Genomic DNA, 21362 nt, shown 5'->3' with positions numbered 1-21362 from the left:
TAATATCAGGTATTCATAACCTTGATATTATGCGTTTTATCGTGAGAAAGTTCATTAGACTTCTCTTCCTTGAAACAACTAATGATCACTAAAGCGTCTGTATTTGATATGAAAGTCAAAATAATGTTCATCTTGTAATTTTTGGAAGATGTCGCGATAGGCTTCCTCGTCGAAATGGTCACCGCGGTAGAGAATTTCAAAACTCAAGCCATCATACTCTAGAAAAGCGTTAGCTGTTTTAAAGCCATTTTGTTGATAGAAGCTCATACGAGCTTTTCTTTGTTCCAAGTTATCGCATTCTTCATCCAATCGCTCCACTTCAAGCAACATGGTCCGCTGGTAAAAATCAGTTAGTTTGTCGATAATTTCCTTCCCGTACCCGTGACTTCTTAAGTGAGGCATGATGGCAAAAAAGCTAATATAGAAGGCATTTTGGTTGGAGATGGCAAAAGCAAAGCCAACAAATTCTTCTTCGTTATAAAAAGCAAAAAAGTGGGCGTCATCTCGGTCCTGATAGCGCAAAAACTCAGAAAGAGGGACTCGTTCCTCCTCGGGGAAAGCTTCGTTATTTAGCTTTTCAACTTTATCAAGATCTGGAAACACATCGGTTATTAATTGACTGGTCAAACTCATAAATGACCTCCTTTTCTTGATTATAGCAAATTGTTTCTCTGTAAGCAATTGATTTCAGGATTCGTTAAAGAATCTTGTCGGTCCTCTGGAAAGCTGATATAATATCTTTATGAATAAAAAACGAACAGTGGACCTGATTCATGGCTCCATTCTTCCCTCACTTTTGAGCTTCGCCCTTCCAATTCTGTTGTCCAATATCTTCCAACAACTATATAATACAGCTGACGTCTTGATTGTAGGGCGGTTCCTTGGACAAGAATCCCTAGCAGCAGTAGGAGCAACGACGGCTATCTTTGATCTGATTATCGGCTTTGCCCTCGGAGTTGGAAATGGGATGGGAGTTGTCATCGCTCGTCTTTACGGTGCTCGTAATTTTGCTAAGATTAAAGAAGCTGTTGCAGCAACTTGGATTCTGGGTGCCATCCTGAGTGCTCTTGTCATGCTGATAGGCTTCTTCGGTCTTTATCCACTCTTGCAATATTTAGAGACACCTGTAGAAATCCTTCCTCAATCCTATGAGTACATCTCCATGATTGTTACCTGTGTAGGGGTTAGTTTTGCTTACAATCTTTTTGCAGGCTTACTGCGCTCGATTGGCGATAGCCTTGCGGCTCTTGCTTTTCTTATCTTTTCAGCTATCGTTAATGTGATCTTGGATTTATATTTTATTACGCAACTGCATCTGGGAGTTCAGTCTGCGGGTCTTGCAACCATTATCTCGCAGGGTTTGTCAGCAATCCTCTGTTATTTTTATATTCGTAAGAGTGTTCCAGAGCTTCTTCCGGGTCTCAAACATTTCAAATGGAATAAGGCTCTCTATGTGGATCTCTTGGAGCAGGGACTAGCCATGGGTCTGATGGGGTCAATCGTCTCTATCGGAAGTGTCATTTTGCAATCCTCTGTCAATAGTTTTGGTGCAGTCATTATCAGTGCTCAAACGGCAGCACGGCGAATCATGGCCTTTGCCTTATTACCAATGACGGCTATTTCAGCATCGATGACGACTTTTATCTCTCAAAACTTTGGTGCAAAACGTCCCGAACGTATTGTCCAAGGCCTTCGTTTAGGGAGCTATTTGAGTATGTCTTGGGCAGCCCTTGCCTGTATTTTCCTATTTTTTTCCAGTCCTAGCCTAGTTTCTTTCCTAGCAAGTTCGACAGACAGCTACTTGGTAGAAAACGGGACCTTGTACTTACGTATCAGTTCTGTATTTTATCCATTTTTAAGTCTTTTATTGATTTATAGAAATAGCTTGCAGGGACTAGGCCAAAAACTTTTGCCCCTCGTATCTAGCTTTATCGAGTTGTTTGGGAAAATTATTTTCGTAGCTTGGATTATTCCTTGGACAGGCTACACAGGTGTTATTCTCTGTGAACCGCTACTCTGGGTTGTGATGACTGTCCAACTTTACTTCTCCCTTTCCCGACACCCTTGGATAAAAGAAGGCAAGAAAATCGTGGCAGTCGGAGGGAAATCCTAGCTTGCTTTGCAAAAGAAAATCCATTTCCTCTAGTGAAAATCAGCTAGACTTGTGTTATAATAAGAAAGATTAAAATGTGAAAAAAGGAGATTCCTAATGGGACGTAAATGGGCCAATATCGTAGCCAAGAAAACGGCTAAAGATGGAGCTAACTCTAAAGTATATGCAAAATTTGGTGTAGAAATCTATGTAGCAGCTAAAAAAGGGGAACCAGATCCAGAATCAAACACTGCTTTGAAATTCGTTATTGATCGTGCTAAACAAGCGCAGGTGCCAAAACACGTTATTGATAAGGCTATCGATAAGGCAAAAGGAAACACAGACGAAACCTTTACAGAAGGACGTTACGAAGGATTTGGACCAAATGGTTCTATGCTGATTGTGGATACCTTGACTTCAAACGTCAACCGTACAGCTGCGAACGTTCGTGCTGCTTTTGGTAAAAATGGCGGTAACATGGGAGCTTCAGGTTCTGTTTCTTACCTCTTTGACAACAAGGGTGTTATCGTATTTGCTGGTGATGATGCGGATGCTATCTTTGAGCTTTTGCTTGAAGCAGACATTGATGTGGATGATGTAGAAGCAGAAGAAGGAACAATCACTGTTTACACAGCTCCAACTGACCTTCACAAGGCCATCGTTGTCCTTCGTGAGTCAGGTGTCGAAGAATTCCAAGTTACTGAACTGGAAATGATTCCTCAGTCAGAAGTTGAGTTGTCAGGTGAAGATTTGGAAACCTTTGAAAAACTTTACAGCGTTCTTGAGGATGATGAGGACGTCCAAAAGATCTACACAAATGTTGATGGATTCTAATAAAAAAGCGAACAGACTTGCTAGCTGTTCGCTTTTTATATTTGAGATTAGATTCTGGTTCCAGAATCTCTTTGCTGCTGGCTTTCTCCTAGGCCTACAGCTATTTTATGAACTAGTAAGAGTTGACCATTATCCTGTTTTACAAAGGTTAGAGTAACCGTCTTAATTTTGTCACCAATGGAGATATAGGTGACTTTTCTCGTATTGTAACCCCCAATAGTGGAGTCAAACTCGGAGTCTGGCAGTCCGTGTTTTTTGATAATATCCTTGTAGTTGGTGCCACCTTTTCCTTTGTTGTCAAGGTCACCTTCGATTAAGGCGTCGAACTGTTCTTGGGTCCAGGTGAAGGTATCGTCTTCATCCTCCTCAGGGATGGAATAGGCGCTATCATCTGTCAAGTCGCTTTCTTCTTCGCGTTCCATTGAGGCACTCGCCTCGCTGTAGGAACGGTTAAACTCCCTGACAAACTCTTTGTAGACATTAGCGTATAGTACCTGAGTCGTAAAGAAAAGTACAACAGAGGCAACTGCCAGGGATGTTCCGATAATGGCTATTGTTTTTCGTTTTTTGAGGTTGACGATAAGGCCGATAATCCCCAAGATAAATGCGACAATGGCGATGAAAAATGATAGATAGTTAATAAACGGGATCCAGGACCCTAAAAGTGCGATGGCTCCAAAAATGGTTGCTAAGATTCCTAAAACTCTTTGTTCTTCTGGTTTCATTTGAAAGTTTTCTCCCTTCATCGAGTGAATGGATTTCTATCCACAGTAGTTAGTGCTTATTATAGAAAAAATATTGCCTAATGTCAATTTAAACTAAGATAGTTCTCATGGAAACTTTTTTCTTGACATCTTTTCTGAAAATGATAAAATAGTTCTCATAGAAACTTATATAGTTCTTGTGAGAACTATATTTATCGTAAGAAAGGAGCAATCATGGACAAGCCGATGTTAATGTTCAAACGTTTTGGACACCAGGTTCATCTGATGGTACAGAAAGAAGCCAAGCGATGTGGCATTGAATTTATGGGTGGACCGCAAGGGCAGGTTCTGCGTTTTTTAGATCATTGTGAACAAAAAGAGGAACTGGTCTTGATTAAGGATATCGAGCAGGAACTCAATATTAGCAAATCTGTGGCGAGTAATCTAGTCAAGCGCATGGTACAAAATGGTTTGGTCGAGTTAGAGGCGAGCCCCAGCGATAAGCGGGCAAAATTTGTTCGCCTGACGGAGAAATCGCGTTCGCAGATGCAAAAAGTTAAAGCTTTTTTTGATCGGATTGATCAAAGTCTGCTAGAGGGGGTTTCAAAGTCAGACTTGGCAATCTTTGAAAAGGTACTCGGGCAATTGCAAGAAAATGTTGAGAAGATAGGAGGAGAGAATGAAGAAACTCGCTAAACGTATTACAGGAAAAGAGTGGGGAATGATCGCCCTTACGATTCTTTTCACTTGTTTCTCGGTCTATCTCGAGTTAGAGGTGCCGACTTATATTTCGCAAATTACAGAATTACTGGGAACGTCTGGAACGCAATTGGGTGAACTCTGGTCACCAGCTGCGAAGATGATTGGTTTGTCTTTGTTGGCTTTCTTTTCATCTGTTATGGTTGGTTTCTTTGCCGCTCGCGTTGCAGCATCCTATACAACCCATCTACGCACTGATGTATTTCATCAGGTTTTGGATTTTTCGCAGACAGAGATCAAACGTTTTTCAATCCCAAGTCTTTTGACTCGGACGACCAATGATATCACTCAGATTCAGATGCTCTTTACTATGGGCTTACAGGTAGTGACTCGTGGGCCTATCATGGCCATCTGGGCCATTGGAAAAATCCTTGGGAAGTCGGAATACTGGCTCTGGGCAGTGGTTGTGGCTGTTATTGTGAATGTCTTGATGACCACTATTCTCATGACTCTGGCCTTTCCAAAACAATCTGTCATCCAAAAATTGACAGATAAACTTAATAGCATCACTCGTGAAAGCTTGACTGGGATTCGAGTTGTTCGTGCATACAATGCGGAAGATTACCAAGATGAAAAATTTGAAGCAGCCAATGATGAAGTGACGCGTCTCAACCTCTTTGTCAATCGATTGATGGCGATTATGAACCCGATTATGATGGCGATTTCAAGTGGATTGAGTTTAGCCATTTACTGGATTGGTACTTATATTATCAACGACGCAAGTTTGACAGAACGCCTGCCACTTTTTAGTGATATGGTGGTCTTTATGTCCTATGCTATGCAGGTCGTGATGGGCTTCCTTCTCATGGGGGCACTCTTTATCGTTCTTCCTCGTACCATAGTTTCGGCAGGACGTATCAATCAAGTATTGGATCTGCATCCTTCTATTGAAAATCCTAGTCATGCACAGACGGTGGATCCTTCAATTCAAGGACAAGTAGAATTCCGTGATGTGACTTTCCGCTACTCTAAAAATTCTGAAGCAGTCGTGGAACATGTCACCTTCAAAGCAGAAGCGGGTCAAACCGTAGCCTTCATTGGATCGACTGGATCAGGTAAGTCCACGCTTGTCAACCTCTTGCCTCGTTTTTACGACGTTTCAGATGGAGAAATCCTAGTGGACGAAGTCAATGTTCAAGACTATGACTTGGAAGATTTGCGCAATAAGGTCGGCTATATTCCGCAAAAAGCAGTCCTCTTCTCAGGAAATGTCAAGGGGAACTTAGACTTTGGTAAGAGCAAAGAAACTCCTCTAAGCGAAGCTGCTATGTGGCAAGCCTTGGAATTGGCCCAGTCTAAAACCTTTATCGAGGATAAGGAAGCAGGACTTGCATCAGAAGTAGCCCAAGGTGGAACCAACTTCTCAGGAGGTCAAAGACAGCGTTTGGCCATTGCGCGTGCCTTGGCTCGTAAACCAGAGATTCTCATTTTTGATGACTCCTTCTCAGCCTTGGACTACAAGACGGATCGTATCTTACGCCAAGAGCTAGCTGAGAAAACACAATCCATGACCAAGCTCATCGTAGCGCAGCGGATTTCTACCATTATGGATGCTGACCTGATCTTAGTCTTGGATCAAGGAAAAGTCGTGGGACAAGGCGCCCATAAGGAACTTCTAGCTACCAACGAAGTCTACCAAGAAATTGCCTACTCACAACTATCGAAGGAGGAATTGGAACATGGAAAATAAGAAAATGTCTTTTTGGAAATATTATAAACCTTTTCTAGCAGGTCTCCAAATTCCCCTACTAGTAGCGGTTGTAGCAGCTGTATGTTCAAGCATCATCACTGTTTATGGACCAACCAAGATTAAGGAAATTACCAACTTGATTTCAGATGGTTTGATGACAGGAATTGATTTAGAGGCTGTTTCAAGTATTGCTAGCTTTTTAGTGATTCTCTATGTACTTGGTGCTATCCTTAACTATACACAGGCCTATATCTTTTCAACAAGTATCCAACATTTTTCAAAACGCTTGCGGACAGCAATCGCTGAAAAGATCAATCGTTTGCCCCTTGGCTATTTTGATCGTCATTCGCAAGGGGACACTCTATCTCGTGTGACCAATGATGTGGATACGGCGGCGCAATCTCTCAACCAAAGTCTCGGAACAGTTATCTCAGCCAGCTTCTTGTTGATTGCTGTTTTGGTGACCATGTTTAGTATGAACTGGATTTTAGCTCTGGTAACGGTTGTTTCTACGTTTGTTGGTTTTGCGGCGGTTTCAGTAATTATGGCCAAGTCACAGGGTTATTTTAAAGCCCAACAAAATAATCTAGCAGCTGTCAATGGTTATGTGGAAGAGATGTACTCTGGCCACAATGTAGTGACCAGCTACAACGCAGTGGACACCTCCAAAGCGAGATTTGCAGGTTTAAACCAAAACTTGCACGACAGCATCTGGAAATCTCAGTTTATCTCTGGTATCATGATGCCAGCCATGTTCTTTGTTGGGAATTTTAGCTATGTTTTGGTCATCATCGTTGGGGCTGCGCTTGCTCTAGAAGGGCATATCACTATAGGGATTATTGTAGCCTTTATGGTTTACGTACGGACCTTCTCCCAACCTCTATCACAGATTGCCCAAGGGATTACGAGCTTACAACAAGCGAGTGCAGCCATGGGACGTGTCTTTGAATTTCTAGGTGAAGCTGAGATGCAGGATGAATCCCATAAGGAAAGACAATTGACTGGCATGAGAGGAGAAGTGGTCTTTGATCGCGTGTCCTTTGGTTATACACCAGAACGCACCATCATCCATGACTTTTCTGCGACAGCTCATGCAGGCCAGAAGGTCGCTATCGTTGGGCCGACTGGAGCTGGTAAGACAACCATTGTCAATCTTTTGATGAAGTTCTATGAGATTGATAAGGGAAGTATCCGTATCGATGGTGTCGATACCAAGGATATGAAGCGCTCAGAAGTACACGATGCCTTTTCAATGGTCTTGCAAGATACTTGGCTCTTTGAAGGAACGATTCGAGAAAATCTCATCTACAATCAAACGGGCATCAGTGATGAACGAATGATGGAAGCAAGCAAGGCTGTGGGAATCCACCACTTTATCATGACTTTGCCAGATGGCTACGATACTGTTTTGGATGACACCGTGACCTTGTCTGTTGGACAAAAACAGCTCTTGACCATTGCTCGTGCCCTTCTCAAGGATGCACCGCTCTTGATTTTGGATGAAGCGACATCCTCAGTCGACACACGTACAGAGGAATTGATCCAAAAAGCCATGGACCGTTTGATGGAAGGCAGAACTTCCTTTGTCATCGCCCACCGCTTGTCAACGATTCGTAATGCAGATTTGATTCTTGTCATGAAAGATGGCAATATCATTGAACAAGGCAACCATGAGGAGCTGATGGCGCAAGGTGGCTTTTATGCGGATCTCTACAATAGTCAATTTACAGAAGACGAAGCAGAAGAATAAATCTAAAGAAGGCTTGACGGCCTTCTTTTTCTGCACTATACTAGAAGACAAACGTCTCACCTGTAGACGAAAACAAGGTAATGAATGAGAAGTATAAATGAAAAATTATCAAGAATGGTATCAAAATATCAGCTCCAGACTCACCAGCCATCCCACTCTTTTATTTCTGTTACGCAGTTTCAATCGTTTGATGACAGTCGCCATGCCTCTGGTCTACCTGGCCTTGCTAGTCACCACTTACCTGCAACTAGGACTTGGTCAGCAAGTTGGGGTTTATTTGCTTGTCCCTGCCTCAGGTTTTGTGATTTTGTCTCTTTTTCGTAAGAAAATCAACCACCCGCGACCTTATGAAACTTGGGATATCTGTCCCCTTCTTGATAAGGATAGTTCGGGACGGTCGATGCCCAGTCGCCATGTCTTTTCGGCAACTATCATCTCCATGGCCTGTCTGCATGCTAGTCTACCTGTTGGCTTAGCATGCTTGATTTTTTCAGCTTTGCTGGGACTGGTGAGGGTTTTAGGGGGTGTTCATTATCCTAAGGATGTCTTGGTTGGCTATGCTTGTGGTCTGGTGTGGGGATTCCTTTTCTTCCTATTCTGACATGTAAGTTAAGCTAGTTCTACAACCACTTACTGCTTCAAATTGACCACTTGCTTTTTTGCCCTTGTATTCCTAACTTAGCTTTGATATAGTAGAGTAAGAAAGGAGATGTGATGAAGTTACGAATTGAGATTGACGGCAATTTAGAGGAGACTGAAATTGTCATCAAGACCCCTGCTTTGACAGATGAAATTGCAGACTTGCAACGGCTCTTGCAAGAGTCAAAGGCTCCGAGGTTGACTTTTTACAAGGGGACAGGTGAATATTATCTAGACCTGTCAGAAATTCTCTTCTTTGAAACAGAAGGGAGCAAGATCTACGCTCATAACCAGAAGGAAGCCTATGAAGTTCGTCTCAAACTTTATGAGTTGGAGTCCATCTTGCCTCGCTATTTTAGTCGAGTTTCCAAGTCAACTATCGCAAACATCCGTCAGATTTACTCAGTGGACAAGTCCTTTTCAGGAACGGGCACCATTTCCTTTTATCAGACGCACAAGGAGGTTCATGTCTCACGGCATTACCAATCCCTCCTAAAAGAAAATCTAAGAAACATGAGGTAAAAAACATGAAAAAGAAAGCATTTGGTATTGTTTTATTGATTTTAGCAGCTTGGATCTTGCTGCAAGGGAATTTTGGAATTCCTTCTTTGGATGGCAAGATATGGCCTTTGCTAGGAATTGTTTTTTTGGCTTATAAGTCCATTGAGTCCATCCTTAGACGCCATCTCACTTCGGCAGTTTTTACAGGATTACTGGCGCTCATCATTGCAAATTACGCTTATGATTTGTTACCATTTACCAATCATTCTCTTATTTGGGCTAGTATCTTAGCAGTGCTAGGAGTTGGCTATCTCACTCACTCAAGTAAGTTTTGGTATGGCAAAAAATGGTGGTACAACGGTGAACGAACAGTCGTCACGGATAAGGAAGTCGCTTTTGGTAGTGGGACCTTCTATAAGCAAGATCAAGATCTCGTAGATGACCAAGTTGAAGTTGCTTTTGGAGATGCAAAAATCTACTATGATAACGCGGAGATGTTAGGTGATTTTGCTACTCTGAATATCGAAGTGGCTTTTGGTAATGCAACTGTCTATGTTCCACAACACTGGCGTGTCGATTTGAAAGTAGAAACATCCTTTGGCGCTGCTAAGGCGGACGCTCCTGTAGCCCCAACAAACAAAACCTTGATTATTCGTGGGGAAGTTGCTTTTGGTAAACTTGGAGTTGTTTACGTTAAATAAAAAAAGTCTCCGCTAAGTGTCTAGAGTTTTGGGAAAATGAAAAATTAAATATCATATATCTTGAGAGAGCGAGAAAATCGCTCTCTTTTTCGTTGCAAAAATTAAAGAAAGGAGAAAATATGTCAGATAATATTGAAATTGTTATGGATATTGATTCGTTAGAAATTTTCGATGTAATAGATCTCGATAAGAATGAAAATATGGTTGATTGTATCCCTGAAGGAAATTCTAATGAAAAAGTATCTGTATACGATGAACTCAATAGAGTTTGGCTTGGAGATGGTTATTACTATAGACCTTCTAGTCTTCTCTGGAGAGTTATGAAAGATGATGTTATTCATGAATTACGTCCTAGAATTAACCTTGGTACATATCCTTACTCAAGAAGAGCGAGAGATGGAACTTGGGGACAAACTAGCCAATTGACTCAGGATGAAGCCTTGTGGTTGACTCTGGAGTTTAATCCAGAATTGATGGGGTATGTGTGAAAGGAAATAAGGAATGTTTGGCAAGAAAGTATTGGTGGCATGCTATATTTATAGCTTTGATTATTCAAAAGAATCACTAGAACTTAATGAACTGATGTTTAGGAGTGTCCCAGTAAAAAAACGATGGGGAAAGTATTTTTTACTTGGTCTTGGCGATCGTGAAGATTTCGGTTTATCTGTATCGAAAAATGATTTTGAAAAAGTCTTGAATAAAGGTTGTTATTATGTCGTATTTTTTGAAAATCATTCTAGACAAAACCCATTTAAAGCTTGGAGGTTATTCAATAAATACTACAGAATGAGGAATCCGGATGTCTAATAGACTTAAAAAACTAAGAAAAGAAAAAGGACTGACTCAAGCTGACTTGGCAAAAGTTTTGAATACTAACCAGTCTCAGTACGGAAAATACGAAAATGGGAAAACGAATCTCACTGTAGAAAATGCTAAGATTCTCGCAAACTATTTTGGAGTAACACTCCCATACTTACTAGGACTAGATGATAATTCTGGTACTGACGGAAGCAAAAAGATGACCCCATTCCAGTCACTTGTTAGAGATAGGGGGATCTCCCTGAAGGAGATAAGTGAGGCAACTGGAATAGGTTACTCTACTGTTGGAAATTATAATCAGGGAAGTCGAATTCCTAATGCCAGAAATGAGCAACTACTATCAGAATATTTCGGAGTATCTATCCCATATCTCCTCGGTTATGAAGAGAACTCTATGGCTAATAAACCAAACGCAACAATATTGATAGAGTTAGTTAAAGAACTTTCTTTTATCAGTGAAAAAAAGTCAAAACTCCTACAGGAATACATAGAACTTGATAAAAAGGAAAGAGATATTATCAAACAGATAAAGGAAATAGTTCGATAATTTATTGATTGTCCCTTTAAAATAGAATTTCTCATTATACATTATGATATAGCTGTGAATTAACACTAGTTTGTGACAAGAAAGGATTACCTATGAAACAACACCAAACAAAGGTCTCAAGGTTGACTAGAGACGTAATGATTTTAGATTTGATGAATACAATGGGATGGACTAAAAGCCGTGCTATTGCAGCTATTGAAGAGTTAGAACAAACTCATCTTGTCTATTTTCCTGAAGCTGGTGGCTTGAGATTACAAGTTGTAGGAGGCTACTAATGGCAGATATCACGATTGACCAACTAGCCACTCTAACTTTTTATCAAATTCCAGAAATCTTTTTCACCCGTATTCAACACAATGAGAACGGCTATGTCAAATTGACTAGTTCTTACACGGGTCTTTCATCTGATGCTAAGTTAGCTTATGGCGCTCTTTATAATCGCTGTAAATTAAGTATCAGTTCATTCCAGAAGGGAAATAGAGATTACGTTGATGAAAATGGAGCGGTCTTTCTAATTTTTACAGTTTCTGACCTGATGCTGCTATTGGATAAGGGAAAGATGAAGGTTACTAAGATCAAGAAAGAACTACAAGAACATGGTCTCTTACGAGAAGTTAGGCAGGGACTCAATAAGCCGAATAGACTTTATCTTCAGCTAGTCGATGCTAATTTAGAAATAGTGGAGCACTATTCAGCTGATGGTGAGTTACTGAAGAGGGTTAATGCCTTTGGTAAAGTTCTATATGAAAAAGTACCCCAAAGCATTGGTAATAGCGAAAGTATCAAAAACGGACGTCCGCAAAATGGACTTCAAAACGTCCACGAATCGGACGGAATAAATACAGAGAAGAGTAAGATTGATACTCTTTACGATACTAATCGATACAAGAGCGAATCATCTCTTTCTGATTTATCAATCTCTGAAGCATTTAAAATGGGGCAACATGGTTTTCTTTCTCCTCAACTAGTTCAGAAACTCAGTTTGTTTGGGAAAGATGCGAAAATTCTTGAAAATAAAATCTATCAAGCAAAACGCCAAGTTGAGAAGAATTACAACAACCTCTTAGCTGATCAGGAAATTTATGGAGAGGTTTGGCTGCAGGATCTTGAACGTGAGCTTGATAAATTGATTTTTAAAATCAAAACCGGAGAGGCTGAAGGAAAACCAATCCAGAATGTCCCAGCCTACTTCTACAAAATGATGATTCACTTCTGGAAAATGGCTCTGCTTATTGAAAAAGAACAGGGCTTTATGGAGCTATCAGGACAAAGTGAGCACGCTAGAAAATTCCCTGATGAGTGCCCTAGTCTGATTGCATACTATTATCCAGATAAACTGTCGGAGACGAAACTCAATAGCTATTTATCAGAATTGTCTAAGGGAGTTGAAACATGTTAAAAGATGAATTTAGACCAATTAATGGTAAATTGCTAACGATAGGTCGTAGCCCGAAGGAGAAAATCTACATGGTTCCTAAAGCTATTTTTGATTTACCGAAAAAAGAAAGAGCTGAGAAACTCAGCCAAATTTTCTTATCATAGCAACAGAAAGAGGATAGTAATGTTTAAACTAGTTACAATGGCTTTCTTATTGGTCTTAGCTTATGGAATAGGGCTTGTCATGTTGGAGATGAAGAATGCTCCTCTAATGGATGATGAAAAACTATCAAGTCCAAATAATGAAGGAGACAAGTAGATGTGAGTAAACAAACACAAAATCGTATTAAAAAATTACGAAAACAGGCTAAGTTATCACAACAGACTTTGGCTGATCAGATAGGAGTGTTTCGCAACACAATATCGAACTGGGAAACAGGATATAGTCAGATAAGTCTTGAAAATGCTAAAAAAGTAGCAGAATACTTCGGGGTAACTATCGAATACCTGTTAGAATCAGATAAAACTTAGTACAGAAAAACCATATTGACCGAGAAGTCGTTAAACTATAGACCTTTGAAAACTGAATACAAGGCTTGCCCTGATGCAGCGTGGCTATGGATAAAAAAGAAACGGGGGCGAGTAGCAAACTAGAAAAGGATATCTAGTCCAGCCACTGAACGAAAAAGCATGACAACTGTCATAAGCTGAAGGAGTAAGGGTTACTAGACTATAAACCCAGCGTATAAAATACCGATGTAAAAATACGTTTTTACACAGCACGGCGTAAATTTCGCCTTTCAACTTCAAGGAGAAATCTATGATAGATGAAATAACGGTCAGCCTAAAGGACTTAAAAGTTTTAGGAAAACAAGGAGGTGCGACGGCTCGTTTAGAGGACGGCACAGACCTTATCCTGAAGCCAGACTATGCAGTCAAACAGGCTAAAGGATACGTAGACGGTCTTTTAAGGGATGTTGAATTTCATTTGCCTTATAAAAAGGTTTATGATCAAATTCGCACTATTAAGAGAGATGCTCAAGTTATAGCTCGAAAAGTTAAGACACCATTAGGAATGGAACTTCGTTTAACTGGAAGAGGTTATAATCGCCAAACTAAATAAAGAAAAGGAAAAATCAAAATGAACAAGAAAAATGTATTAGCTGCACTAGCACTTTCCACTATCGCACTTGCACAAGCTGGTTATGTATCAGCAGACGAGCTTGCACCAATTGATTCTTCTGCTCCAGCAACAGAAGTTGTTACGCCAACAACACCTAGCGTTTCAACAGAAACAGAGGCACCAGCAACTCAGCCAGCAGAGCCTTCAGTTACTCCAGTTGACCCAACAACGCCAAGTGTACAAGACAAAGACAACGCAGGAAGTCTTGACGGAGTGACAACTGATAAACCAGCAACTTCTGATAAGCCACAGGACAAGGATAATGCAGGTAGCCTTGATGGTGTACCAACACCATCAGATAAACCACAAGACAAAGACAACGCAGGAAGTCTTGACGGAGTGACAACAGATAAACCAGCACCTTCAGACAAGCCACAGGACAAGGATAATGCAGGTAGCCTTGATGGAGTCCCAGCTGAAAAGCCAAAAACAACTGATCAAGCGAACCAGCAAGGTAAGTCACAAATTGGAACTACTTCAACTTCAACAGGTCAAGTAGTGCATGACGTGACAAAAGAACCAGTTGAAACGAATACAGGAGCTTCAATTGTTAGCACGCAAAACGGAAATGTAGTCCTTTCAAATGGATCTGTAGTAGCTCCTGAAGAGATCGGTGGTACTGTTAACGAAGATAAGACTATCTCTGTTACTGATAAAGAAGGCAAACTTAAAACACTTCCAAACACTGGAACTGCAGAAAGCATTCTAGGTACTATTGGGGCTATGTTGTTGACGGCAGTAGGTTATTTCTACAAGAAGAAACTATTTTAATTAAGTGAAGGAGAAAGAAAAATGACAGAAAAAACACAAGGACACGGATATTTCCGTAAGAAAAAATGGGCTAAAGGCCTAGTATCAGGAATTGCAGTTGCAGGTATTGTAGCCTTCTCTGCAGGTTCAGCATTTGCAGATGAAACAGTGCAACCTGAAAGCAAAAACGACAATAATATTTATGCTACACAAGCTGGTAAAGCAACAGGAAGCCAGTCTGTAGCGATTGATAATGGAGCAGTTACAAAGGCTGCTGAAAAAGCAAAAGAAGCAGGGGTGAACGTTTCTGAAACTCAGATTGTTGATAAGGGAACAGATACCACTGCTCCAAAACTTGAACAGTCTAAGTCTGAGATTAAACAAGATCAGGACAAGCAAGTCAAGGAACTTGAAGAAGCGACTACAAAACAAGTCGAAAATAACACAGCCTTCAAGGAAGCGCAAAAAGCTATTCAAGCTAACAATCAATTTGTAGCTGATGAAAAAGCCAAGCATGAAGGGGAAACAACTGTCACAGTGACGAATGACAGTTCGACAGCTACTGATGGAACAGTATCTAAAAACAAGGAAGCTGCTACAAAAGCTAAGGAAGTCTTATCAGAGAATAAGAAAGCAGTAGCAGATTACCTAGTTGAAAAAGGGAACTATGATACTACTGTTAAGCAAGCTAATACTTTAAACAAAGCGGTAGATAGCGCATCTGAACAGCTGAAGAAAGAAAAAGTTGATGTTAAAGTCGTTACACGTACCGTTTCTTCAGTCAAAGAAGTAGAGGCGCTACAAAAGAAAAACGAACAGGCTATTGCAGCTGCAAAAGGAAAAGTTGAGCTTAACAAAGCGATTATGGCTGCCTACACAGAGAAGAAGAATGCTAGTGAGCAGGTAAATCAAGATGCTGAACGCAAATCAACCGAACTGAAAAATACTGGAGTGCTTCTAACTTCTAAAACAAAGGAAGTTTCTTCAGCTGATGAAGCGAAGCAAATTGGGAAACAAAACCAAGCAGCTTATGACAAAGCTAAGAAAGCACAAGCAGACTGGCAGAAGAAATACAATGAACTTCAAGCTAAAACAAGTACGGAAGGGTACACAAAAGAGGTTGTCTTACAGGCTCTCAGTCTTGCATCAGCTAATCCTGAAGCAACAGTGAAGTCATCTGCTTCAGGTTCAACAGTAGTAACGACAAGTTATATTGCTTCCTCAAGTGGTTCTTCAGGATATGGTCGTATTCTTGATTCTACCAAAGTCTTAAAATACAAGGATGTTGGCACTGGATGGAAAACAGAAATTGACTACACTAATCTGAAAGGTTTGACTGTTTCAACTGCAGATGGTAAAAAGCATGATATTTCTCGTATCCATCGAAAATTCGAGATTCTTAATCAAGGGAAGACAGGATTGAATGATGTCTATGTCTTGAATGATCCAACAGAAGGATTCGTAGTAGCTCGTAACGATGGAGCAGGTGGATCAGCAGACTACATGAATTTCTTGGTTACGGATACCTACTACTACAATGTGGATGGGAAAGAAGTAACCTTCCAAGCAAGTGAAAAGACTCCTGCAACTTTGACCTATTCTTCACTCAATCACAATCGTATTGGTTGGGAAGGTGCGAAAGCCATTAACGGAACTCACGTTGAAATTAACGGCTCAACTGTTACAGAAAACAAAGATTATGGCTATGTCTATGCTGAAGACTACAACCGCCAAGAAGATGTAGGGCATCTTTGGGATACATCTGACTCACCTTACCAATACAAGGGCGCTGCACTTGGTGTTTTCAAGGAAGGGACAGCCTTCACAACCGAATTTATCCAATGGGATGGACCAGATAGTCCAAGTGGCCAAACATATTGGTTCGCTTTGAATACGAGGTTTGTAACGCCAGTTGTGGAAGTTCCAGCTACGGCAACTATCACAAAAACAACCGTGAAGCCAGTTAAGACTGAACCTGTATCAGCTGAATTGGTCAAAGCGAAGAATCCAGTTAAGCCAACCTTGGCTCTTAAAACTATTTCTGAAACTAAAAATCAGAAGTTATCCGCAAGCTATCACGGCTACAAGTTACAGTATAAGCCAGTTGTCAGCAAATCTGTAGCAGATACAGATAAGACCAACACAGATGGCCAAACAGTTGCTAAAAACTCTACTCAGACCTATACATTGACCCATGATAATGTCTATGCGAACCTGAAAAAAGGTGACAAGATTACTATCATTGATCCACTCGAAGCTGGTGCTGTTCCTGATGTAGCTGTCACAAAGGCAGCTACAGAGAAAGCGGGTTGGGGCGTTGCCTATGAAGCAGGAAAGAACACTTATACCTTTACTGCAACCTACGAAGGGAAACGCTTAGAAGCTCCTGTGATTACTTGGAAGCCAATCTATGATAAAGGATTCTATGACAACACTTATAAAGTGTTAGTGAATAACTATGAAGTATTCTCAAACACTGTGGTAAACTATACATCAAGACCTCCAAAACCAGTAAAATCGGTTCTGGATCGTTCTGGTAAGAATATAAACGGTGCGACAACGTTTGATCGCAACGTGACCTTCCGTTTGACAACAGATTACAGTCCATACACCAAAACTCTTGCTTCAGCGCAGGTACTTGGTAAGAAGTTTGCTATCCTGGATGATGTTCAAGACAAAGCCTTCACAGTTGACCACAGCAAGATCAATATGACTGCTGCAGGTAAAGACGTTAAAGCGCTCTTTACTATGTACCATGTGCTCTCACACAAAGCACGTACAGATGCAATCAATAAAATCCTGAAGGAATTGAACTTGAATCCGAAGGGTGAATTCTATCTCTGGGTAGCAAAAGATTCCAAGAGTTTCTATCAAAACTACGTGAAACCAAATAAGAATGTTACTGTTGATCTTCCAGCTAAGCTCCTGGTTAAAGCAGGGGAGAAAGTTGAGAATAGCTTTAAGCAAATCGACTTTGGCAATGGCTATCAATCAAAACTTGTCACTGTCTCGGTTCCTGATGTGAATCCAGAGAAACATGCCCTGGATCAAAAGGATAATAAAAAAGTCTTGGATGGCCAAGAAGTACAGATTGGCCAATACATCCGCTATCTACTCGATGGCGTAACCGTCCCTAGTAAACACGATAGCCTCTTCCAATATGATGGTATTGATATGCTTGACTTGAAGCATGATCGATATACGGGTAATTGGTCTGGTATTATTCGAGGGACAGAATACCTTGCTCAAAAAGACCTGGTTCTTCCTTATGATGTAGTCTTGTATGACGGTAAAGTGGTTAAGGCAGGAGACAAGATTGCTAAAGGCTCTGTGTATGCCTTCCAATTTGAGTTTGACCAAAGTACAAACTCTGACTTTATCAAGAAGATTGTTAAAGTAACATGGAATGAGAAAGAAGGTAAGTGGGCTTACACTATTGATAAAGAGTTCTTGAACTCTCTTGGCGTTCAAGGAACATTTGACTCTGACTTCTATATTGAAGTGGAGCGAATTGTAGCTGGGAAGGTTGAAAATACCTTTATCAATACAGTCAATTTACAAGAGATGACGGCTAAAGTGACAACCACAACGCCAGAACCTCCAAAACCAGAGCCTAAAGAACCACACAAGCCACAACCACAAGCATCGCTTCCAAATACTGGAACAGCAGCAAGCATGCTTCCAACTTGGGGAATGATTTTGGGATTGTTGAGTCTTGCAGGAGCAGGGCTTCGTAAACATAAAAAATAGAACATCTAGAAATTCCCCCTCGTCTATGGTATAATGAAGCCATAAAAAAGAGGGGGAAGAGAGATGAGAAAGGACACGAAAATGGATGCACATGTGACTAGAAGTGGATATAGATACTATACCCCAACTCAAACAAAATCAGAAATCACCAAACCTGAAGAGAAGAAGTGGAAAAAAGGTCTACGTTGGCTAGGAAAAGCCATCTGGTTAGGAATAAAGAATCTACCGAGTCTGATTGCGAGAGCTGCCGTTTTGATGGTTGCGACTCCACTCATGTTTCTCCTCTTTATCTTTAATCTGATTAAGAGCTTGATTGCGACAGCAATTGGTTGGTTTGTGTTTAAGACTGTATCTTTCTTCGCTATAGGTTTTGGATTACAGGGATATGTTTTGCTAACTAGGCAAAACATTCCTGCTCCAGAATGGTTTAATAATCTGATGACAGATTTTGTTTTCCCTCACGGGGTTCCAATATATTACTGGTGGGAAACGACCATTATCGTTGTCTTGGCTGTGATTACAGCCCTCTCTCTAACCTTTCGTCCAGAGGATGAAAAATAGTATTAAATAAACAAAGTAGGTACTAGGAAACTTTCTTAGTACCTTTTTTATAAATAGAAAGTGAGAAAAAAGAATGGATGCAGTTGTAGATTTTATTAATAAAATTGGAAATATCGGTGGGATTATCGGTATTGGTTGGGCAGCTTGGGGTGCCTGGGACTTAGCGGTAGGAATCAAACGTGAATTGGATGATAAGAAGGATAAAGGAATCCAAAGTTTGATATTAGGTGCACTTCTTGGTGCCGTTTTGAAAGCTCTTTTTACAGCCTTGGCAACAGGTCTCCAATCTCTTGGCTAGTATGAGGAAGAAAAAGGAGGTGGTTTTATGAACCAATCCACACTTGATCAACTAACCATGAGTCTAAAAGACTATAATGCGACAGCCTATGAATTGATGGGAACTGTGTCGGGGTCGATGGAGAAGGTCGCCATTTTGCTTCTTCTCCTTTTTATGGGGATCAACCTCATGAATTGGCACCAGCATCTTAAAAGCAACGGAGGCGAGTTGTCTTTTCAGCTTTGGATTGAGGAGATTCTCAAGTATGCCCTCGCCCTCTTCTTTATTCTCTATGTGGATGCGATTTTTGATGCTTTGTCTTGGTTGTTCAATGTTATTATCAAATCTATTGCTAGCTTGGGAATTAAAGAGATAAAAAATGATGCTGAGTTCAGTTGGACAAATTTGAACTGGATGGCTAAGTCAATGCTACAGTTTATTTATAATGTTGTTGATTTCATTGGTCAAATCTCGACTAAGTTGTTGATCTTGTTGCGCTCCTTTACGCTTTACACGTATAAGGGAATCGCTAAAATTATTGTCGCTTGTTACATGGTGGATAGCTTACGCCCAATCTGCCTCGGTTTCTTTAAGCTCTATGCTGCTGCTGTCCTTCAGGGATTGATTTTAGTAGTTATTATCATGCTTTACCCAGCCATTGTCACGAATGATATCTTAACCGTTGATAAGACTGGAGCCTGGACAAGTGCTTTAGTTGCGATAGCTAAAGGAATTATTTACATTATCGTGCTCTTTGGCAGCCAACGCATGGCTAAGAATATCATGCAGGTGAACTAGGAAGGAATTATTTTTATGATTAGAAAAAATAAATCTCTCGCTTTAAAGCAGAAACGTACATCTAAGCATTCAAGAGGAAACAAAGAGTATTTGTTGTTGGAAACCAGAAAATATGATACAAAAACAGATAGTCTATTTGATACAAATAAAAAGTATAGAATATTTTCTATTTTAGGGGGAATCAGTGCTTCTGTTTTATCAGTTTTAGTACCTATAAATCTTTTTTTAGCTTTTGTTGCATATGTAACCATAAAAATATTTAATTCACACTTTTCTCAAATATTAGGAGTAGGAAACGCTTCCTTTATGTCAGTGTTTAAAATCCTGTACCTCAACAATGTAGAGTTTATGAGGATGGTTTTTGTAGTTATGGCTTTAGCGTTGACTGTAGTTTTCTTTTCTAGTTATAGCATGAGAAAGATAGAAAAAATGGCACAATAGTTAGAAGAGGTGAATTAGGATATGGTATAATGAAGAGAGAATGCTGAAGGAGGGATGGTATGGCTGTTTCAAAGTTTTATGCAGTATGGCGGAAAGAATCCGGAGAAGAAGAGACTGTGAATGCTTTTCAAGCACTCGCTCTAAAGGGGCGAGCACAAATTGTTACGACACCAAAAGAACAGGCGACTCTTTTTGATTTGGAAACGGGTCTCAAGGTTAATCCAAGAAGTAGCCAGAAAAAAGATGGTCGCTATGTAGGTCAACCATACTTTAGTTACTATCCAGGTGAAGAGAGCCCGTTAAAGGGGTTAGAAAGTAGCTTTGAGTATTCCTCTGAGCTGAATGCTTTTATCGAGGCTTTCAAGACTATTGAGAAATTTCAGATTGAATATGACAATCATACGGCTTATATTTTTCCTAAAGCTATTTCTCCGATGCAACGGATTGTATTTGAAGATGAAGACTTTGTTATTCTAAAGCTCTTGATTGATATCGATGAGACCTATCCTTATTCTGAATACTACCGTTTAAATGGTCAACTGGGTATTGAATTTTATAAAACGAGTAGACCAGAACCTGTTAAACGGATAAAATTAGCTAAAGAAGGCATTCCCTTGTTTGAAGCCAAGGCTCATTTCCCTAAGTCTACTAAGATTTATGTACCTGAAGAATTTACTTCACCAGAACAGGTTAAAAGTGTTGCTGATAGAGTGAGGAAAGTTTATCAGGAAACAAACTATAAACTGTATGGGAATTTTGATAAATACCACATAGAAGCATTTGTCTTTTTAGATGATAATGAAAGGAAGTACAAAACTTTGAAAACTTATGAGGAACAGTGTCAGGAATTGCAGGCAAAAATTGAGAAGTTGGAAGAGAACTTCAATCAAAAAACTGAGAAAGTCAACCAGCTGAGAAAAGAAATTAAGCAAGCCGAAACAATCTTGAGAAACTATCACGAAGAGGAGGAGTATTACAAGAAGTTAGAAAAGGATAATCAAAAACTAGAATCAGATAAACAAAGATTGAAGCAGGAAAAAGGAGAAATTATCTCTAAAAATCAACGTCTAACCAATGAATCACAACGTTTACGTAGACTGAAAAATGTAGCAGAAGAGAAGATAGAGTATTTACAAAAACGATCGTTCTGGCAAAGACTTCTCAATAAATAAAAATAGTAGGTAATGAA

Annotated in this window: 26 protein-coding genes; 24 read left to right on the top strand and 2 right to left on the bottom strand. The window is 40.2% G+C overall.

What is annotated here, in order from left to right:
* Positions 1–78 precede the first annotated feature (78 nt).
* Positions 79–633, bottom strand: coding sequence for a GNAT family N-acetyltransferase (locus HMPREF1125_RS05110; RefSeq protein WP_000060288.1), 555 nt, complete (start codon positions 631–633; stop codon positions 79–81).
* Between the two features lie 109 nt (positions 634–742).
* Between HMPREF1125_RS05110 and HMPREF1125_RS05105 the strand changes: the two genes are divergently transcribed.
* Both HMPREF1125_RS05105 and HMPREF1125_RS05100 read left to right on the top strand, forming a co-directional pair.
* Entirely contained in the window at positions 743–2113 is a 1371-nt protein-coding gene (locus HMPREF1125_RS05105; RefSeq protein WP_001036291.1) for an MATE family efflux transporter, read from the top strand.
* A gap of 96 nt (positions 2114–2209) precedes the next feature.
* The gene (locus HMPREF1125_RS05100) at positions 2210–2926 is read left to right on the top strand and encodes a YebC/PmpR family DNA-binding transcriptional regulator (protein ID WP_000532900.1); all 717 of its coding nucleotides are present in this window, start codon (positions 2210–2212) and stop codon (positions 2924–2926) included.
* A 47-nt stretch (positions 2927–2973) separates the two neighbouring features.
* Here HMPREF1125_RS05100 and HMPREF1125_RS05095 read toward each other — a convergent pair whose 3' ends face one another.
* Complete coding sequence (locus tag HMPREF1125_RS05095) at positions 2974–3672, bottom strand: CD20-like domain-containing protein (protein ID WP_033630717.1); 699 nt, start codon at positions 3670–3672, stop codon at positions 2974–2976.
* Positions 3673–3864: 192 nt separating this feature from the next.
* On the opposite strand from HMPREF1125_RS05095, the gene HMPREF1125_RS05090 reads away from it, so the two are divergent.
* The 22 genes from HMPREF1125_RS05090 to HMPREF1125_RS05000 all read left to right on the top strand — a co-directional run bounded on the left by HMPREF1125_RS05090 (position 3865) and on the right by HMPREF1125_RS05000 (position 21345).
* Positions 3865–4326 carry a MarR family winged helix-turn-helix transcriptional regulator gene (locus HMPREF1125_RS05090; RefSeq protein ID WP_000360520.1) on the top strand — a complete coding sequence of 154 codons (462 nt, stop codon included), beginning with the start codon at positions 3865–3867 and terminating at the stop codon, positions 4324–4326.
* Complete coding sequence (locus tag HMPREF1125_RS05085; RefSeq protein WP_000731792.1) at positions 4310–6079, top strand: ABC transporter ATP-binding protein; 1770 nt, start codon at positions 4310–4312, stop codon at positions 6077–6079. Before HMPREF1125_RS05090 ends, HMPREF1125_RS05085 begins: the two co-directional genes overlap by 17 nt.
* Positions 6069–7829: an ABC transporter ATP-binding protein gene (locus HMPREF1125_RS05080; RefSeq protein ID WP_000428268.1), complete on the top strand. Its 1761-nt coding sequence runs from the start codon at positions 6069–6071 to the stop codon at positions 7827–7829. Before HMPREF1125_RS05085 ends, HMPREF1125_RS05080 begins: the two co-directional genes overlap by 11 nt.
* Positions 7830–7926: 97 nt before the next feature.
* Positions 7927–8430 (top strand): phosphatase PAP2 family protein, encoded by a 504-nt coding sequence (locus HMPREF1125_RS05075; protein ID WP_000800922.1) that lies wholly within the window; start codon positions 7927–7929, stop codon positions 8428–8430.
* A 113-nt stretch (positions 8431–8543) separates the two neighbouring features.
* Positions 8544–8990: a LytTR family DNA-binding domain-containing protein gene (locus HMPREF1125_RS05070; RefSeq protein ID WP_000776582.1), complete on the top strand. Its 447-nt coding sequence runs from the start codon at positions 8544–8546 to the stop codon at positions 8988–8990.
* 5 nt (positions 8991–8995) lie between these two features.
* Entirely contained in the window at positions 8996–9670 is a 675-nt protein-coding gene (locus tag HMPREF1125_RS05065; RefSeq protein WP_000725713.1) for a LiaF transmembrane domain-containing protein, read from the top strand.
* A 119-nt stretch (positions 9671–9789) separates the two neighbouring features.
* The gene (locus tag HMPREF1125_RS05060; RefSeq protein WP_001282478.1) at positions 9790–10158 is read left to right on the top strand and encodes a hypothetical protein; all 369 of its coding nucleotides are present in this window, start codon (positions 9790–9792) and stop codon (positions 10156–10158) included.
* Positions 10159–10171: 13 nt separating this feature from the next.
* Positions 10172–10477: a hypothetical protein gene (locus HMPREF1125_RS05055; protein WP_000467128.1), complete on the top strand. Its 306-nt coding sequence runs from the start codon at positions 10172–10174 to the stop codon at positions 10475–10477.
* On the top strand, positions 10470–11036 hold the full coding sequence (locus HMPREF1125_RS05050) for a helix-turn-helix domain-containing protein (protein WP_000071217.1): 567 nt from the start codon (positions 10470–10472) through the stop codon (positions 11034–11036). Before HMPREF1125_RS05055 ends, HMPREF1125_RS05050 begins: the two co-directional genes overlap by 8 nt.
* Before the next feature lie 92 nt (positions 11037–11128).
* A complete protein-coding gene (locus HMPREF1125_RS12725; RefSeq protein WP_009729741.1) occupies positions 11129–11311 on the top strand; it encodes a hypothetical protein in 183 nt (60 codons plus the stop codon).
* Entirely contained in the window at positions 11311–12435 is a 1125-nt protein-coding gene (locus HMPREF1125_RS05045; RefSeq protein WP_000763714.1) for a replication initiator protein A, read from the top strand. The genes HMPREF1125_RS12725 and HMPREF1125_RS05045 overlap by 1 nt, the downstream gene beginning before the upstream one ends.
* Positions 12429–12578, top strand: coding sequence for a hypothetical protein (locus tag HMPREF1125_RS12800; RefSeq protein WP_000910112.1), 150 nt, complete (start codon positions 12429–12431; stop codon positions 12576–12578). Before HMPREF1125_RS05045 ends, HMPREF1125_RS12800 begins: the two co-directional genes overlap by 7 nt.
* Positions 12579–12597: 19 nt before the next feature.
* On the top strand, positions 12598–12732 hold the full coding sequence (locus tag HMPREF1125_RS12925; RefSeq protein ID WP_000475615.1) for a hypothetical protein: 135 nt from the start codon (positions 12598–12600) through the stop codon (positions 12730–12732).
* Positions 12733–12734: 2 nt separating this feature from the next.
* Positions 12735–12944: a helix-turn-helix transcriptional regulator gene (locus tag HMPREF1125_RS05040; protein WP_000043822.1), complete on the top strand. Its 210-nt coding sequence runs from the start codon at positions 12735–12737 to the stop codon at positions 12942–12944.
* A gap of 289 nt (positions 12945–13233) precedes the next feature.
* Positions 13234–13536 (top strand): hypothetical protein, encoded by a 303-nt coding sequence (locus HMPREF1125_RS05035; protein ID WP_000564613.1) that lies wholly within the window; start codon positions 13234–13236, stop codon positions 13534–13536.
* An 18-nt stretch (positions 13537–13554) separates the two neighbouring features.
* Positions 13555–14367 carry an LPXTG cell wall anchor domain-containing protein gene (locus HMPREF1125_RS05030; protein WP_001035907.1) on the top strand — a complete coding sequence of 271 codons (813 nt, stop codon included), beginning with the start codon at positions 13555–13557 and terminating at the stop codon, positions 14365–14367.
* Between the two features lie 21 nt (positions 14368–14388).
* A complete protein-coding gene (locus HMPREF1125_RS05025) occupies positions 14389–18096 on the top strand; it encodes an SspB-related isopeptide-forming adhesin (protein ID WP_000137073.1) in 3708 nt (1235 codons plus the stop codon).
* A gap of 63 nt (positions 18097–18159) precedes the next feature.
* Positions 18160–18657, top strand: a complete 498-nt coding sequence (locus HMPREF1125_RS05020; RefSeq protein ID WP_001224302.1) for a hypothetical protein — start codon at positions 18160–18162, stop codon at positions 18655–18657.
* Between the two features lie 73 nt (positions 18658–18730).
* A complete protein-coding gene (locus HMPREF1125_RS05015; RefSeq protein WP_000340303.1) occupies positions 18731–18955 on the top strand; it encodes a hypothetical protein in 225 nt (74 codons plus the stop codon).
* Between the two features lie 27 nt (positions 18956–18982).
* Positions 18983–19732 carry a hypothetical protein gene (locus HMPREF1125_RS05010; RefSeq protein WP_001076659.1) on the top strand — a complete coding sequence of 250 codons (750 nt, stop codon included), beginning with the start codon at positions 18983–18985 and terminating at the stop codon, positions 19730–19732.
* A gap of 15 nt (positions 19733–19747) precedes the next feature.
* Positions 19748–20173: a hypothetical protein gene (locus HMPREF1125_RS05005; RefSeq protein WP_000619801.1), complete on the top strand. Its 426-nt coding sequence runs from the start codon at positions 19748–19750 to the stop codon at positions 20171–20173.
* 59 nt (positions 20174–20232) lie between these two features.
* The gene (locus HMPREF1125_RS05000; RefSeq protein WP_004181673.1) at positions 20233–21345 is read left to right on the top strand and encodes a hypothetical protein; all 1113 of its coding nucleotides are present in this window, start codon (positions 20233–20235) and stop codon (positions 21343–21345) included.
* Positions 21346–21362 lie beyond the last annotated feature (17 nt).

The organism is Streptococcus oralis SK304 (assembly GCF_000287715.1).
Classification (GTDB): Bacteria; Bacillota; Bacilli; order Lactobacillales; family Streptococcaceae; genus Streptococcus; species Streptococcus oralis_Y.
The sequence above is the reverse complement of the archived record's forward strand: the minus strand, read 5'-3'. Positions and strand labels throughout refer to the sequence as shown.

What these genes read in the sequence shown, in the direction of transcription:
- HMPREF1125_RS05110 (WP_000060288.1), bottom strand. Translation starts at nt 633, where the DNA reads ATGAGTTTGACCAGTCAATTAATAACCGATGTGTTTCCAGATCTTGAT.
- HMPREF1125_RS05105 (WP_001036291.1), top strand. Translation starts at nt 743, where the DNA reads ATGAATAAAAAACGAACAGTGGACCTGATTCATGGCTCCATTCTTCCC.
- HMPREF1125_RS05100 (WP_000532900.1), top strand. Translation starts at nt 2,210, where the DNA reads ATGGGACGTAAATGGGCCAATATCGTAGCCAAGAAAACGGCTAAAGAT.
- HMPREF1125_RS05095 (WP_033630717.1), bottom strand. Translation starts at nt 3,672, where the DNA reads ATGAAGGGAGAAAACTTTCAAATGAAACCAGAAGAACAAAGAGTTTTA.
- HMPREF1125_RS05090 (WP_000360520.1), top strand. Translation starts at nt 3,865, where the DNA reads ATGGACAAGCCGATGTTAATGTTCAAACGTTTTGGACACCAGGTTCAT.
- HMPREF1125_RS05085 (WP_000731792.1), top strand. Translation starts at nt 4,310, where the DNA reads ATGAAGAAACTCGCTAAACGTATTACAGGAAAAGAGTGGGGAATGATC.
- HMPREF1125_RS05080 (WP_000428268.1), top strand. Translation starts at nt 6,069, where the DNA reads ATGGAAAATAAGAAAATGTCTTTTTGGAAATATTATAAACCTTTTCTA.
- HMPREF1125_RS05075 (WP_000800922.1), top strand. Translation starts at nt 7,927, where the DNA reads ATGAAAAATTATCAAGAATGGTATCAAAATATCAGCTCCAGACTCACC.
- HMPREF1125_RS05070 (WP_000776582.1), top strand. Translation starts at nt 8,544, where the DNA reads ATGAAGTTACGAATTGAGATTGACGGCAATTTAGAGGAGACTGAAATT.
- HMPREF1125_RS05065 (WP_000725713.1), top strand. Translation starts at nt 8,996, where the DNA reads ATGAAAAAGAAAGCATTTGGTATTGTTTTATTGATTTTAGCAGCTTGG.
- HMPREF1125_RS05060 (WP_001282478.1), top strand. Translation starts at nt 9,790, where the DNA reads ATGTCAGATAATATTGAAATTGTTATGGATATTGATTCGTTAGAAATT.
- HMPREF1125_RS05055 (WP_000467128.1), top strand. Translation starts at nt 10,172, where the DNA reads ATGTTTGGCAAGAAAGTATTGGTGGCATGCTATATTTATAGCTTTGAT.
- HMPREF1125_RS05050 (WP_000071217.1), top strand. Translation starts at nt 10,470, where the DNA reads ATGTCTAATAGACTTAAAAAACTAAGAAAAGAAAAAGGACTGACTCAA.
- HMPREF1125_RS12725 (WP_009729741.1), top strand. Translation starts at nt 11,129, where the DNA reads ATGAAACAACACCAAACAAAGGTCTCAAGGTTGACTAGAGACGTAATG.
- HMPREF1125_RS05045 (WP_000763714.1), top strand. Translation starts at nt 11,311, where the DNA reads ATGGCAGATATCACGATTGACCAACTAGCCACTCTAACTTTTTATCAA.
- HMPREF1125_RS12800 (WP_000910112.1), top strand. Translation starts at nt 12,429, where the DNA reads ATGTTAAAAGATGAATTTAGACCAATTAATGGTAAATTGCTAACGATA.
- HMPREF1125_RS12925 (WP_000475615.1), top strand. Translation starts at nt 12,598, where the DNA reads ATGTTTAAACTAGTTACAATGGCTTTCTTATTGGTCTTAGCTTATGGA.
- HMPREF1125_RS05035 (WP_000564613.1), top strand. Translation starts at nt 13,234, where the DNA reads ATGATAGATGAAATAACGGTCAGCCTAAAGGACTTAAAAGTTTTAGGA.
- HMPREF1125_RS05030 (WP_001035907.1), top strand. Translation starts at nt 13,555, where the DNA reads ATGAACAAGAAAAATGTATTAGCTGCACTAGCACTTTCCACTATCGCA.
- HMPREF1125_RS05025 (WP_000137073.1), top strand. Translation starts at nt 14,389, where the DNA reads ATGACAGAAAAAACACAAGGACACGGATATTTCCGTAAGAAAAAATGG.
- HMPREF1125_RS05020 (WP_001224302.1), top strand. Translation starts at nt 18,160, where the DNA reads ATGAGAAAGGACACGAAAATGGATGCACATGTGACTAGAAGTGGATAT.
- HMPREF1125_RS05015 (WP_000340303.1), top strand. Translation starts at nt 18,731, where the DNA reads ATGGATGCAGTTGTAGATTTTATTAATAAAATTGGAAATATCGGTGGG.
- HMPREF1125_RS05010 (WP_001076659.1), top strand. Translation starts at nt 18,983, where the DNA reads ATGAACCAATCCACACTTGATCAACTAACCATGAGTCTAAAAGACTAT.
- HMPREF1125_RS05005 (WP_000619801.1), top strand. Translation starts at nt 19,748, where the DNA reads ATGATTAGAAAAAATAAATCTCTCGCTTTAAAGCAGAAACGTACATCT.
- HMPREF1125_RS05000 (WP_004181673.1), top strand. Translation starts at nt 20,233, where the DNA reads ATGGCTGTTTCAAAGTTTTATGCAGTATGGCGGAAAGAATCCGGAGAA.